Below are 12,247 nucleotides of genomic sequence, written 5' to 3'. Positions count from 1 at the left end.
GCGGACTTCGGCCTCGGCGGGGCCATCCACCTGCTCCAGTTCCTGTCGGCCGCTACCGGTGGCGGCGCACGCCTGCGGCGGCAGCGGCAGCGGCGACCATGGCGACCGCGCCGTTGACGAGCCACACCGCGTCGCCGATCCCGCTCCACAGCGCGGGTCCGGCTGCCGGACCAGCCGCGGAGCCGATGCCGTAGGCCGCTTGAGAGCTGCCGAGGTAGCGGCTGCGCAGCTCCGCCGACGGCTGCGCCCTGGCGGGATAGGCGACGAGCGACGGGGCGCTCACCGTCTCCCCCAGCGACCAGATCACCGTGGCAACGACGAAAACCGCCACGCCCGCCGGAAGTGCGTACATCGCGACGCCGAGCCCGACCAGAACGGCGCCGACGAACACCGCGACCCGGGTGTGCCACCGCTGCACGTACCTGGTCACCAGCAGTTCGCAGGCGATGACGATCACCGCGTTGGTCGAGACCAGGACGCCGTACACCGCCTCGTGCATGCCATTCGCGCGGACGGTCAGGGGAAGCGTCGACAGGTACTGCGAATACACTGTCGCATAGCCGAGAATCCCGAACAGGAACACCAGGAAGCGACCGTCGCGGATCAGGGCCAGGTAGCCCGATCGCGGTCCGGTGATCTGCTCGCGGCCCGAACTCCCGTGGCCGTCGGCCATGTCGCGCAGAGCGATCAGCACCACCAGCGCGCAGCCGAGCGCGGCGACCGCCTCGCCCCAGAACAACACCTCATAGGAGATCGCGACGAGCGCGATCCCGATCAGCGGCGCCGCCGCGGTGCCGATGTTCGTGGCGAGCCGGTACATGGCGAACACCATGACCTGCCGTTCCTCTGGGATGAGTCGGCTGATCACCTCCGCCGACGCCGGGCGGTACACCTGGCTGGTCACCCCGACCAGGGCCACCACGACCACCACGAACACGTATCCACCGACGTAGGGCAGCGCGGCGGTGAGCACGGCGGTCGCGGTCATCGACGCCACGATGGTGGTCCGGGCACCGAACCGGGCGGTGAGCCAGCCGCCCGCCAGCACACCCGCGATCGCGCCGACACCGTTGGCGCCCAGCGCCGCGCCAGCCTGGCCCGCACTGTTGCCCCGCTCGATCAGGTAGAGCACCAAGAACACCTGGAGGAAGCCGCCGAGCCGGTTGATCAGCATGCCGGCGATCACGGCCCGGACCGGCAGCGGCGCTGCCCGCCAGGTATCGCGTATTCCGGTGGGAGGTGGGCTGGTTCGGGTCACCGCCTGGCCACGGCCCCTTCGATGACCTCGTCGGCGGGTTCGAGCACCACCGCGGCGGCGGCTTCGTCGAGCACCTGGCGGCATTCCTCCACGGTGGCACCAGTGGCGACGACGAACGCGTGCCGACCGCTGACGTGGGCCCGCGGCGGCAGTCGGAGGTGTTGGCCCGGCTGGGCCAACACCTCGGCCCTGTCGACCAGCGCTGGCAACCGGGCCGGATCCACCCGCACGTCGCCGACCACCATGTCCTGCGGCGGGTACAGGAAGCGCACGGCCGCGACCCCGGACGACCGGACCCGGATGTCGGGTGCCCGGCCCAGCGCGAGGTCCGCGGCGACCAGACCGGCATCGACCCCGGTGGCGAGCAGGCCGAGGTACGGGATGAGGTCGCCACCGCTGCGGGCGTTGATCTCGACGAGACGCGGACCGGTCGCGGTCAGCCGCCACTCGGTGTGCGTCCAGGCCGCCGTGAGCCCGACGGCACGGTGGGCGGCGGTGAGGCAGGTCCGCAGCCGATCGTCGGACAGCAGCGGGTCGGCCGCGTCGACGAAGTGGCCGACCTCCTCGAAGTACGGTGGGAAGCCGAGTTCCTTGCGGGCCAGGAACAGCGGGGTGACCTCACCGCCATGGCAGAGCGCGTCGACGCTGATCTCCGGGCCGTCCAGGAACTCCTCGACCAGCACCGGCCGCTCGAACCGCTCGCGCACCTCGGGCATGGCCATGTCGTGGGTGTGCGGGAAGGCGGCAGCCAGTTCCTCCGGCGACCGGACGAGCGCGGCACCGAAGCTGCCGACCAACGCCCTCGGCTTGATCACCACGGGGTAGCCGAACCTGGCTGCGACCGCCGCGGCTTCCGCCTGGGTCGCCACCGCGCACGACGCGGCCTGCGGCACCTCGCCCGCGGCACAGGCGATCCGGGTGAGGTGTTTGTCCCGGCAGACACCGACGACCTCCGGGTCCATCCCGGGCAGGCCAACCTCCCGGGCGAGCCGGGCCGCGGGCAGGATGCGGGTCTCGTCCCAGCACAGGATCGCGTCGGCCGGCACGTGCGCGGCAGCCTGGGCCATCAGGTCGGTATCGAGGGTGTCGACGACGGTGTGGCCGACGATGTGGGGCCGCTCCCAGGTTGGTTCGGTGTCGGAGAACAACCAGATTCGGTGGTCCTGCGCAACCGACGACAGCAGATATCCGCGGGTGGTGCGGCCCATCGGACTGACGAGTATCAACAACGGGCGTACGTCGCCGTCCGGGGTTTCTTCGCTCATGGTGCTCGATGATATTGGGGTCAGGCGTCGGCCGGTACCAGGATGTTCCTGGCTCGCCCTTCCTCGATAATCGCGTCCCGGTCCCGCCACCGCGACCAGAACGCGCCATGGTAGCCAAGTTGGGCGAGAATGGTGAGGAACGGGTTGTCCGCGTAGTTGTTGTCGTGCCTGCTGAGCCCGGGCGCGGTCGGCAGCATCACGCGAGGGTAGTCAGCGGGCGGGATGTACTCCCACATGAATTCGAGCGTCTTCAACCAGCGGCCGTCCGGCCGGGCGATCGTCGTGGAATCCTCGGGCAGGTCGGGCGAGAAGTAGTAGAGCGGGCGGAAACTTCCGTCGGACTGGAACATGAACTGTCGCTCGTATTCCACCACGTCGGCGCACTGCTCACTGGTACGCAGCACGATCGGCTCGTTGGCGGTGTTGGACTGCAGGCCGGGCACGGTGCGCAGGCCGGCGCACTGCTTGGCCAAGCTCATGCCCAACGGCGAGTAGGGGAACACCCGCAGTCCGAGGGTGAAGCCGGTGACCGTGGCGTCGAGCGCCATCGTGCGGTCGATGCATTCGCGTAACGTGTCCTCGTTCTCGCCCGGCATGCCGAGCAGGACCTCGACCATGGTCAGCATGCCGTGCCGATGTGCGAGCTCTACCACCCGCACGGTGTCGGCGAACGTGTAGAACCGAGTGCCACGGCCGGTGACCTTCCACGAGTCGAGCAGGTCGTCACGCACGTGGTCGGGCGCGACATTGACACCGCGGCAGCCCGCGCCGGCAAGCAGTTCGGCGAACTCCTCGTCGAACGGCGCGGGCTGGGAGTAGATCCACAGGTTCAGCCGGTGCAGTGGCGAGGAGTGGTCGGTGTCCTTGCGGCGGATGATCTCCCTCAGCAAGGCCTTGGTGTTGGCGGTGGCCAGGTTGAACTCGCTGTCGGTGGTATGCAGATCGTGCACGCCCTGCGCGACAAGGGATTCGACCTCGTCGACGACCGCATCGATCGATCGCCGGGCGAAACCGCTGCCCTTGGCATCCGGCTCGACGCAGTGGGTACAGGTGAACGGGCACCCGCTCTTGGTGAGGATGTTGCCAAGTCCGCCGTTCAGGTAATAGGCGAGGTTGTCGACCTTGTGCGGTACCCCGGAACGGCGGGTGTACGGGGTGTCGGTGTTGACCTGCCAGGAGCGCTTCTCGCCGAACCCGGCGAGCGTGAGCAGCGAGGTGTCCTCGGACGCCTCGGCGGGCACGCGACACACCCGGTCACCGTCGCGGTAGATGAGCCCGCGCACGGCGCGGGTTGACGTGCCGGTGGCCAACGCGGTCGCCAGTTCGGTGACCACGCGTTCACCCGGGCCCTTCACGCCGAAATCGAGGCCGAGGTAGTCGACCAACGCGAAGGGCATGGACGAAAACCCCACGCCACCGCCGACGATCGGGGCGGAGGTCAACTCGCGGACGCGCCGCGTGACCTCACGGTGCTCACCGATGAAGACCTTCTGCTCCTGCGGGTAGATCGTATCTGTGTTCCGGAACGTGATCCCGACCAACCTCGGGTCATGGGTGCGGAAATACTCCGAAAGGGCGTCTGACCAATCGTCCACTCGGAGGTTCAGGTCCACTATGTCGACGACGAACCCGGCTTGTTCAAGCGAGGTGGTGAGTATGTCCAATGCGTAGGGAGTCACGACCGGCCTGATCTTGTTCGGATTGACCAGCGTGACGAGTTCTCCTCGCAAGACGTTTCCCCCACTCTGCCCCGAATGCACGAAATGCTGCTCAGGAATCCCCATACTGCCTTACGGCAGTCTCCACATCCCCGACTCTGGTTGTCAAGAACAATTCCGTCGGCAATAAGGTGATCTCACCAAGATCGCCTCAGGTGCGGCATGGCGTGATGCACGCGTTGCGGGTGTCGCACCGGGAGACGTGGGCCGGGAAGCGCCTGATGGGACCGGATTCGCGAAGAACGGTGGGATCGGCGTCGCCGGCGCTGGTCACGCTGCGGGACCTTCCGCACCGCCTGCCGCTGGTGCCTGATCAGAGGGCTGGCGGCACGGTTCGCACCGCCAGCCCCGGTCGATCACTTGCAGGAGATGTCGCGCTTGGGCAACGTGCCGTCGACCAGGAAGGTGGTCGTGGTGTTCAGTGCGCACGCGTTGTCGCCGGTGACGTAGACGCCGTGACCGCTGCCATCGACGCTCACCAGCCGTGACCGGTCGCCGAACTTCTCGTCGAGTAGTTCCCCGCCGCGGTGCGGGGTCACCGGGTCGCGCCGGTTCTGCAGCACCAGCACGTTCGCCCGGCCCTCGTCGTCGACCGCCACCGGCGGCTCCGCCGGCTCGTGGGGCCAGTACGCGCACGGGACGATGTTCGCGCTCGCCGCGCCGTAGAGCGGATACCGCTCGCGGTCCACTGCCACGGCGCGCTGGTAGGTCCGCACATCCGAGGGCCAGTCGACGTCGTTGCACGTCACGGCGAGGAACACCGACCACGCGTTGTCGGTCGGGGACGGTGTCGCGGCCGCGGCCAGCTTCTCGATCGCCGCCTCGTCACCGTCCCGTACCGACTGCCACAGCTGCGCCGTCAGACCGTACTTCGTCCTCCCGTACAGCCCTGCGAACGTGACCAGCCGGAACAGGCGTCCATCGACGCCGTTCTCCGGTGCCCCGTCGAGCCGCTCCGCGAGCGTGAGGTAGGTCTTGCGCACCTGTTCCGGCGTGCGGCCCAGACCGTAGGTCTCGTGTCGTGCCGCGGCCCACTTCGCGAAGTCCGGGAACGTCTGCTCCATTCCCATCGCGAACCTGCGTATCCCGTCCTGGTCGAGGTGGGTGTCGCCGATGTTGCTGTCGAGCACGATCCGGTCGGACCGCTCGGGGAACATCGACGCGTACGCGGCGCCGAGCGCCGTGCCGTACGAGTACCCGAGGAAACTCGTCTTCTCCTCGCCGAGCGCGGCCCGGATCCGGTCCAGGTCACGCGCCATGTTCGCCGTCGACACGTGCCGCAGCCGGCCGTCGTCGTGGGCGGCGCACTGCTCGGCGACCCCCTTCGCGATCTCCGCCTGGTCGGCGACCGCCTGCTCGTCGACCGCATACGGCGGGATGTTGCCCAGGTAGTCCTGTTCGGCGGTGAAGCCGCAACTGATCGGTGCCGAGTGCCCGATCCCGCGGGTGTCCATGCCGATGATGTCGTAGCTGTCCAGCACACTCGCCGGCATGCCGAACCACGCCAGGTCGTCCACGAACGACAACCCGGAGCCGCCGGGGCCACCCGGGTTGAGCATCAGCACGCCCCGCCGCTTGTCCGGCTTCGTGCTGGCCAGCCGGGACACCATGATCTCGATCTGCTCACCCCCGGGTTCGCTGTAGTCCAGCGGCACCGGCACCGTGGCGCACTGCAGGACAGCCACCTTGGTCACCACGTCCTCCGGGCACGCACCCCATGTCAGCCCCGGCTGGGGTTCGTCGGCCGCCGCGGGCACCGCGACCACCGCACCCGCCAGGCCGACCACGACCGCGAGGGTCACACCCCGGACCGCGTCACGCCTTCGTCGTCTCATCTCCGGTCTCCCCGATCTCCCTGGAGTTCCTCTGACGCGCTCAGTCGAACGTGTGCCCCTGGGGCATGGTCAAGCACCCTGTGCCACGCTTGAGCGTGCCCCAGGGGCACGGTGTCGAATGGGTGGGAGCCGACGACGGAAGGACGCGCGCGCGGATGGCGTGGAGCACGCGGGAACTGGCCGAGCTGGCAGGCACGACGCTGAAGACCGTCCGCCACTACCACCGGATCGGACTGCTCGAGGAGCCAGAACGCGCGGCGAACGGGTACAAGCGGTACCGCGTCAAGCACCTGATCCGGTTGCTGCGCATCCGCAGGCTCGTCGACCTGGGGGTGCCGCTGTCCGGCATCCCGGCGATGGCGGCGTCGGACGAGAACGCGGAGCAGACGTTGCGAGCGCTGGACGCCGAGCTGAAGGCGAACATCGAACGGCAGCAGCGGATACGGGAGGAGCTGGCGGTGCTCCTGCGGCATCCCGACCTCCTCGACCTGCCCGCGGGCTTCGTCGGGAACGTCGCCGAGCTGTCGGATACCGAGCGTTCACTGCTGACGGTCTACTCGCGGGCGCTCGACGAGCCGGAGATGGCCGTGCTCCGGGACCTGCATTCGAGACCCCGGCCACCGGAACAGGACGAGTTCGACACGCTGCCCGCGGACGCCGACGAGGCCACGCGGCAACGGCTGGCCGAGGCCTACGCACCGGTGGTACGTCGCCAGTTCGAGGAGCACCCGGACCTGAAGGACGTGGCGGTGAGCGAGGCCCTCAGCAAGCCGGTCGTCCTCCACGGGCTTGTGGAGCTGTACAACCCCGCGCAGATCGACGTCCTGCAACGCTTGAACACCCTCCTCGAGCAGATTCCTCCGGAATCGCCATGACACCGCTTGCCGGTCAGCCCGACCCGCGGCCAGTGTCTCGCGTGCTCGGGTCGAGATGAATCGCTTGTGTGTTCCTCGACAGCGGTGGCGACACGGCGTCGCGGTCGGCCGCGACACCTACAGCCAGTCGTGTTCGCGGGCGTAGCGGGCTGCTTCGTGGCGGGTGCGGGTCTGGGTTTTCTGCATGGCGTTGGAGAGGTAGTTGCGTACGGTGCCTTCCGCGAGGTGGAGCTGGGTGGCGATGTCGGCGACCGAGTAGCCGTCTCGGGTCGCGCGCAGCACGTCGAGTTCGCGGTCGGTGAGTGGGCAGTCGTCGACGACGGCGAGCGCGGAGACATCCGGGTCGATCCAGCGTTTGCCTGCGTGCAGGGTGGTGATGACGGTGGCGATGTGCGCGGGTTCGGCTGATTTGCTGACGAAGCCCTGGACGCCGAGTTTGAGGGCCTTGCGGAGCACTCCGGGTTTGGCGTGGCGGGTGAGCATGAGGATGACCTGGTCCGGTCGGGTGCGGCGGATTTCCGCGACGGCGTCGAGACCGTCCACACCGGGCATCTCCAGGTCGACGACGAGTACGTCGGGTTGGTGGCGCAGGGTGGCGTCGACGGCGGCCTGGCCGTCCTCCGCTTCGGCGAGCACGGTGATCTCGCCCTCGAGCGGCAGTAGCGCGGCCATGGCCTTGCGGAGCAGGGCTTCGTCGTCGGCGAGTACCACCGTGGTCATCGGTTCTCCTGTGCTTCGGAACGGATCGCCGCGGCCGTCAGGAACTGCCCGTTGTGTTGTTCGACGGTCAGTTCACCCCCGTTGGCGGTGACGCGTTGTTCGAGGGCGGCCAGACCTCGGAGTTCGGGCAGTGGTGTCTGCTGGGCGCCGTCGTTGACGATGGTGATGCTCGACGCGGTCAGGGTGATCCGCACTCGTGTCGCCTGGGCGTGGCGCAGGATGTTGGTGGTCGTTTCGCGGAGGACCTGGCCGAGCAGTTCGCCCGCGTCCTGGTCGACGTCGGCTTCGCGGTTGACGCGCACGTGGATTCCCGCGGCCTCGAAGAGGTTTCGCGCGTTCTCCAGTTCGGCGGAGAGGTTGAGCCGCCGTTGCGCGTAGGCGAGTTCCTTGGTCTGGGTGATGGTGTCGCTGACGAGGGTGTGGATCTCGCGCAGTTCCTGTTTGGCTCGTTCGATGTCGTTGCCGTTGTTGCTGTCGACCAGTTTCTGGGCGAGTGCGGCCTTCAGCTTCACCACGTGGAGGGTGTGGCCCTGGATGTCGTGCAGGTCTGAGGCGAACCGGACGCGTTCGCGGATGACGGCCAGTTCCGCGTCCCGCTCCCGTGCCTCCTCCAGTTCCTCGACGATGTCGTAGAACCCCTTGTTGGGGAACATCAGCCCGATCACCGCCACGGTGACGCCGGTGGGGACGAGTACGAACTGGAACAGGACACCTGGAATGTCCTCATGCGACACCAGCAGTCGCGCCGCGCCCATCACGGCGACGTAGGCGGTGAGCGCGGCAGCCGCCGCGATCCGGTGCCGCGGCAGCTGGGGTACGACGTAGGAGCCCACGCACGAGATGCCGAAGAACGCCGTCGAGCTGCCGACCACCAGCACCGCGAATGGCCACACGACCGCGGTGATGACCAGGCAGGGCAGCGCGACGCGCAGCACCTCGCCTGCCGCCCACCGCGTGAAGCAGACCAGGGTCGCCACCACACCGACGCCGAGGACGACGGCCTCCCACCAGGACCGGGCGTAGGCCGCCACGGAGATCGTCCCGGCCACGGCGAGCAGCGGCAGGAACATGGTGAGGTTGAGTTTGCGCAGCTGTCCCCGCGCAGGCTCGGCGTCCATGGGTGGCTCTCCGGGATCGAACAGCGGTTGCTCCTCAGCATCGTTCAGTCCGGTGGCGGGCACCAGTGACACTGCGTCATATCTTGCCCCAAGAAATGTCATGCGACCTGATGACATGGTCGCACTGGTGGTTGTCCACTCAGGCCGCTGAGATCAGAAGCATGACTTCGACACCTGTGATCGACGTTGACCGGCTGAACGTCACGTACGGCGACTTCCACGCCGTGAAGGATCTGTCCTTTCAGGTGGGACGGGGTGAGTTCTACGCCCTGCTCGGCACGAACGGGGCGGGCAAGACCTCGACCCTGGAAACCGTCGAAGGCCACCGCACACCCACTTCCGGCACGGTGCGGGTGCTCGGGCAGAGCCCGACCGACCGGGCCGCGGTGCGGCCGAGGATGGGCATCATGCTGCAGGAGAGCGGGTTCTCCCCGGACCTGACGGTGAAGGAGTCGGTCCGGCTGATCGGCGCGCTCACCCAGCGCACCGACCGGGTCGAGCGGGTGCTCGGCATCGTCGACCTCACCCGCAAGGCGAACACGAAGGTGTCGCAGCTGTCGGGCGGTGAGAAGCGGCGGCTGGACTTCGCCACCGCCGTGTACGGCGCGCCGGAGCTGGTGTTCCTTGACGAGCCGACGACCGGTCTGGACATCCAGTCCCGGGACGCGCTGTGGGACGCGGTGGACAAGCTGCGTGAGGACGGCTCGACCATCGTGCTCACCACGCACTACCTGGAGGAGGCGCAGCAGCGTGCCGACCGCGTCGGCCTGATGCACCAGGGCACCTTCCACCGGGAGGGCACCGTCGCCGAACTGACACAGACCCTGCCCGCCGTGATCCGCTTCGTCCTTCCGGCCTCGGCGCCCGCGTTGCCGCTGCGGGGCAGCCGCGCGAGCGACGGCACGTTCCTCGTCGAGACCTTCGCCCTGCAGAAGGACCTGTTCACCCTGCTGCGGTGGGCGCAGGACCACGCGGTGGAACTGCGAGAGCTGCAGGCAGGCCCGACGCGGCTCGACGACGTGTTCCGCGCCATCGACAACTAGATGATTTCCGTGAGGTCGGTGTGAGTGGGTGGTCGGTCGTCGTGTGCTGGTCGCGTCGGTTGGGTGGGAGTGCTGGCTCCGGTTCGCGTTGTGGTGTTGTCCTCGCCGGACGGGCAGGTCGACGGGATGGCAGGGAGCCCCTTGGTGGTGGGCTTGCGCCACCATCAGGGTGCGTGGGCTGGGCCCCGCTTCGCGGGTCCGCCGTGCCGGGGCGCTCGGGCTTTGGTGCTGCGAAAGGCGCGTTCACGGCATCGACCCAGCCCCGTCTCGGGCGACCGCAGGGGGTGTGGGTGTCGTGTCTGATGCCGGGTTCGTACGCCAAAGCCACTTCACATGATCTTCACGGAATCAATCGTCTAGGAGCGTCCACCGACGTCGGTGGACGCCCCACCAGCCAACCGCACTCTTCCCAGAAAGGGACACCACAGTCATGCTTACGATCGCTCATGGCGAGCTGATCCAGATCTTCCGAAACCGGTCGGTGCTGATCAACAGTTTCGTGATACCCGTCGCGATCAGCGCGTTCTTCATCTACCAGCACGACGTTTTCGCCCAGATCGGCAGCCTCGGCTACATCGCGGCGATCGTGCTGTTCACCGTGTGCGCGTTCGGGCTCTACACCAGCGCGGTGACCACACTGGCCTCACGCAGGCAGAACCTGTTCCTCAAGCGGCTGCGTTCCACCGCAGCCGGTGACGCCGGCATCCTGGCCGGGCTGGTGCTGCCCGTCACCGTCATCTCACTGGTCCAGGTGACCGCGATCCTGACCGTGCTGGGTGTGGTCACCGGCACGCCGGACGACATCGGCCTTCTGGCGGTGGCCGTACTGGCCACCGTGGCCATGATGGTCGGGCTCGGCCTGGCCACCGCCGGACTGACCAACTCCCCCGAGCACGCCCAGGTCACCACCCTGCCCGTCAGCCTCGGCGTCATCGCCGTCGCCAGCTGGGTCGGCATCACCGGCACCGAGGACCTCGCCCTGCTCAAGCGGCTGCTGCCCGGCGGCTCGGCCACCGAACTGGCCGTCAACGCCTGGAACGGCGGCGTCGCCGTCACCGACTCGCTGCTCCTGCTCGCGCCCACCCTGGCCTGGGTCGTCGTCGCCGTCGCCCTGGCCACCCGGCTCTTCCGCTGGGAGCCCCGCCGATGAACGGGCCGGTGCGCAGATCCACCCTGTCTGTTCTCGTCGCCACCGTGGTGGCGGCGGTGACCCCAACTCAGCGTCGGCGACGACGCCGCTGAGTTGGGGTCTGTGCCCGACGGACGTCGCCAAGCCCGGGCTGGAGTGCACCACGCTCGACGTCCCGCTGGACTACCGCGACCCCGGCGGGCAGACGATCGAGATCGCGGTCTACCACGACAGGTACCTGCCGCAGCTGGCCGAGATCTGGCGCGCGCTCGACACCGGCAACCCAGTGCCGGTACCCGTCGCCGGTGCACAGCCGTCCGGCGCGACCGGAGTGCCCGGGCGACATCGCGCTGTTCCTGGTTCTCGGTGGCGGAACTGGTAGCTGATGCCAACAGGCGACTGGCTCAGACGCCGAGGTTCTCCACGATCCGCTCGCCGAGCAACGTCAGCAGGCCGCAGGCCGCGTCGATCATCTCCGGGTCGCGGCCCACGTCCGGGTACTTCAGCACCATCACGCCCTGGTCGTCAGCCGTCCCGACAATGACGATGCACACCCCGCTCTCGATCGTCTCGGCCTCGACCACACCCGGGTAACCGTGGAAGTCCCACGGCTCGAACTTCTCGTACGTCTCCGCGTCCCGCTCGTAAGCCGACACCAGCGGTGACGCCTCCCGGTAGACAGTGAGCACCATGCCGCCCGAACCACCACTGTTGGGCATGTAGAAGCACTCGTCGTCACCCAAACCCATTTGGACGTCCGAGTCGTACCCGACGATGCCCACATCAGCCGGACCGACCAGGTCACACGCGTCGTACTCCGACAGATCGATCGGATGCGCAACTTCGGGCGCCGACGGCCCGGACGACGACTGCGTCGTGGTCATCGACGGAGCCGAAGGCGGGGCCCCTTCCTCGGCCGCGCACCCAGCCAGCAACACCAGAGCCATCACAGCGGCCACGCCACGAGCGCGCACGTCTCCCCCAGAAATCTCACGAGTCGAGAAGGTTTACCAGCCGACACATCCGCTGGGCAAGACCGCCGCGGATCGACCGTCGCTGCGAGCCGGCCGACGGCGAGCGCGACACCGCGTGGCCGTACTTACCCGCCGACCTCTTTGCCCGTGTATCTCGCGTCCCACATCAGCAGGACCGCAACTCGCCGGCGCCTGGGGGAAGGTCGTTCTAGACACCGTGCCTCGACGATGCGGTGAAGGCCGGCGATCCAGAACCGCCCGCGACCTGCACTTCGGTTGACGCTCGCACCAGCGCACGACTCGTGTCTCTGC

General features: G+C 68.2%; 10 protein-coding genes. 3 read left to right on the top strand and 7 right to left on the bottom strand.

The window, feature by feature from the left end; translation table 11 throughout:
* Positions 1-52: 52 nt before the first annotated feature.
* From ACFPCV_RS27725 to ACFPCV_RS27710, 4 genes are all read right to left on the bottom strand, one after another.
* Positions 53-1,186 (bottom strand): MFS transporter, encoded by a 1,134-nt coding sequence (locus tag ACFPCV_RS27725; RefSeq protein WP_378059289.1) that lies wholly within the window; start codon positions 1,184-1,186, stop codon positions 53-55.
* 68 nt (positions 1,187-1,254) lie between these two features.
* Positions 1,255-2,523, bottom strand: a complete 1,269-nt coding sequence (locus ACFPCV_RS27720; protein WP_378059288.1) for an ATP-grasp domain-containing protein — start codon at positions 2,521-2,523, stop codon at positions 1,255-1,257.
* A 20-nt stretch (positions 2,524-2,543) separates the two neighbouring features.
* Positions 2,544-4,307, bottom strand: a complete 1,764-nt coding sequence (gene tsrT, locus ACFPCV_RS27715) for a tryptophan 2-C-methyltransferase (RefSeq protein WP_378059287.1) — start codon at positions 4,305-4,307, stop codon at positions 2,544-2,546.
* A gap of 290 nt (positions 4,308-4,597) precedes the next feature.
* Positions 4,598-6,076, bottom strand: coding sequence for an alpha/beta hydrolase (locus ACFPCV_RS27710; RefSeq protein ID WP_378059286.1), 1,479 nt, complete (start codon positions 6,074-6,076; stop codon positions 4,598-4,600).
* 155 nt (positions 6,077-6,231) lie between these two features.
* Between ACFPCV_RS27710 and ACFPCV_RS27705 the strand changes: the two genes are divergently transcribed.
* Positions 6,232-6,951: a helix-turn-helix domain-containing protein gene (locus ACFPCV_RS27705; protein WP_378059285.1), complete on the top strand. Its 720-nt coding sequence runs from the start codon at positions 6,232-6,234 to the stop codon at positions 6,949-6,951.
* Between the two features lie 117 nt (positions 6,952-7,068).
* Here ACFPCV_RS27705 and ACFPCV_RS27700 read toward each other — a convergent pair whose 3' ends face one another.
* The gene (locus ACFPCV_RS27700; protein ID WP_378059284.1) at positions 7,069-7,671 is read right to left on the bottom strand and encodes a response regulator transcription factor; all 603 of its coding nucleotides are present in this window, start codon (positions 7,669-7,671) and stop codon (positions 7,069-7,071) included.
* Positions 7,668-8,789 (bottom strand): sensor histidine kinase, encoded by a 1,122-nt coding sequence (locus tag ACFPCV_RS27695; protein ID WP_378059363.1) that lies wholly within the window; start codon positions 8,787-8,789, stop codon positions 7,668-7,670. Before ACFPCV_RS27695 ends, ACFPCV_RS27700 begins: the two co-directional genes overlap by 4 nt.
* 161 nt (positions 8,790-8,950) lie before the next feature.
* Here ACFPCV_RS27695 and ACFPCV_RS27690 point away from each other — a divergent pair, with 161 nt between their 5' ends.
* Positions 8,951-9,832, top strand: coding sequence for an ABC transporter ATP-binding protein (locus tag ACFPCV_RS27690; RefSeq protein WP_378059283.1), 882 nt, complete (start codon positions 8,951-8,953; stop codon positions 9,830-9,832).
* Between the two features lie 430 nt (positions 9,833-10,262).
* Positions 10,263-10,982 carry an ABC transporter permease gene (locus ACFPCV_RS27685; protein WP_378059282.1) on the top strand — a complete coding sequence of 240 codons (720 nt, stop codon included), beginning with the start codon at positions 10,263-10,265 and terminating at the stop codon, positions 10,980-10,982.
* Between the two features lie 383 nt (positions 10,983-11,365).
* On the opposite strand, the gene ACFPCV_RS27680 is transcribed toward ACFPCV_RS27685, so the two are convergent.
* Positions 11,366-11,908, bottom strand: a complete 543-nt coding sequence (locus tag ACFPCV_RS27680; RefSeq protein ID WP_378059362.1) for a DUF3558 family protein — start codon at positions 11,906-11,908, stop codon at positions 11,366-11,368.
* Positions 11,909-12,247 lie beyond the last annotated feature (339 nt).

The organism is Actinophytocola glycyrrhizae (assembly GCF_042653545.1).
In the GTDB taxonomy this organism is placed as follows: Bacteria; Actinomycetota; Actinomycetes; order Mycobacteriales; family Pseudonocardiaceae; genus Actinophytocola; species Actinophytocola glycyrrhizae.
The sequence above is the reverse complement of the archived record's forward strand: the minus strand, read 5'-3'. Positions and strand labels throughout refer to the sequence as shown.

Coding starts and splice junctions, on each gene's coding strand:
- ACFPCV_RS27720 (WP_378059288.1), bottom strand. CDS start 2,523: ATGAGCGAAGAAACCCCGGACGGCGACGTACGCCCGTTGTTGATACTC.
- tsrT (WP_378059287.1), bottom strand. CDS start 4,307: ATGGGGATTCCTGAGCAGCATTTCGTGCATTCGGGGCAGAGTGGGGGA.
- ACFPCV_RS27710 (WP_378059286.1), bottom strand. CDS start 6,076: ATGAGACGACGAAGGCGTGACGCGGTCCGGGGTGTGACCCTCGCGGTC.
- ACFPCV_RS27705 (WP_378059285.1), top strand. CDS start 6,232: ATGGCGTGGAGCACGCGGGAACTGGCCGAGCTGGCAGGCACGACGCTG.
- ACFPCV_RS27700 (WP_378059284.1), bottom strand. CDS start 7,671: ATGACCACGGTGGTACTCGCCGACGACGAAGCCCTGCTCCGCAAGGCC.
- ACFPCV_RS27695 (WP_378059363.1), bottom strand. CDS start 8,789: ATGGACGCCGAGCCTGCGCGGGGACAGCTGCGCAAACTCAACCTCACC.
- ACFPCV_RS27690 (WP_378059283.1), top strand. CDS start 8,951: ATGACTTCGACACCTGTGATCGACGTTGACCGGCTGAACGTCACGTAC.
- ACFPCV_RS27685 (WP_378059282.1), top strand. CDS start 10,263: ATGCTTACGATCGCTCATGGCGAGCTGATCCAGATCTTCCGAAACCGG.
- ACFPCV_RS27680 (WP_378059362.1), bottom strand. CDS start 11,908: ATGGCTCTGGTGTTGCTGGCTGGGTGCGCGGCCGAGGAAGGGGCCCCG.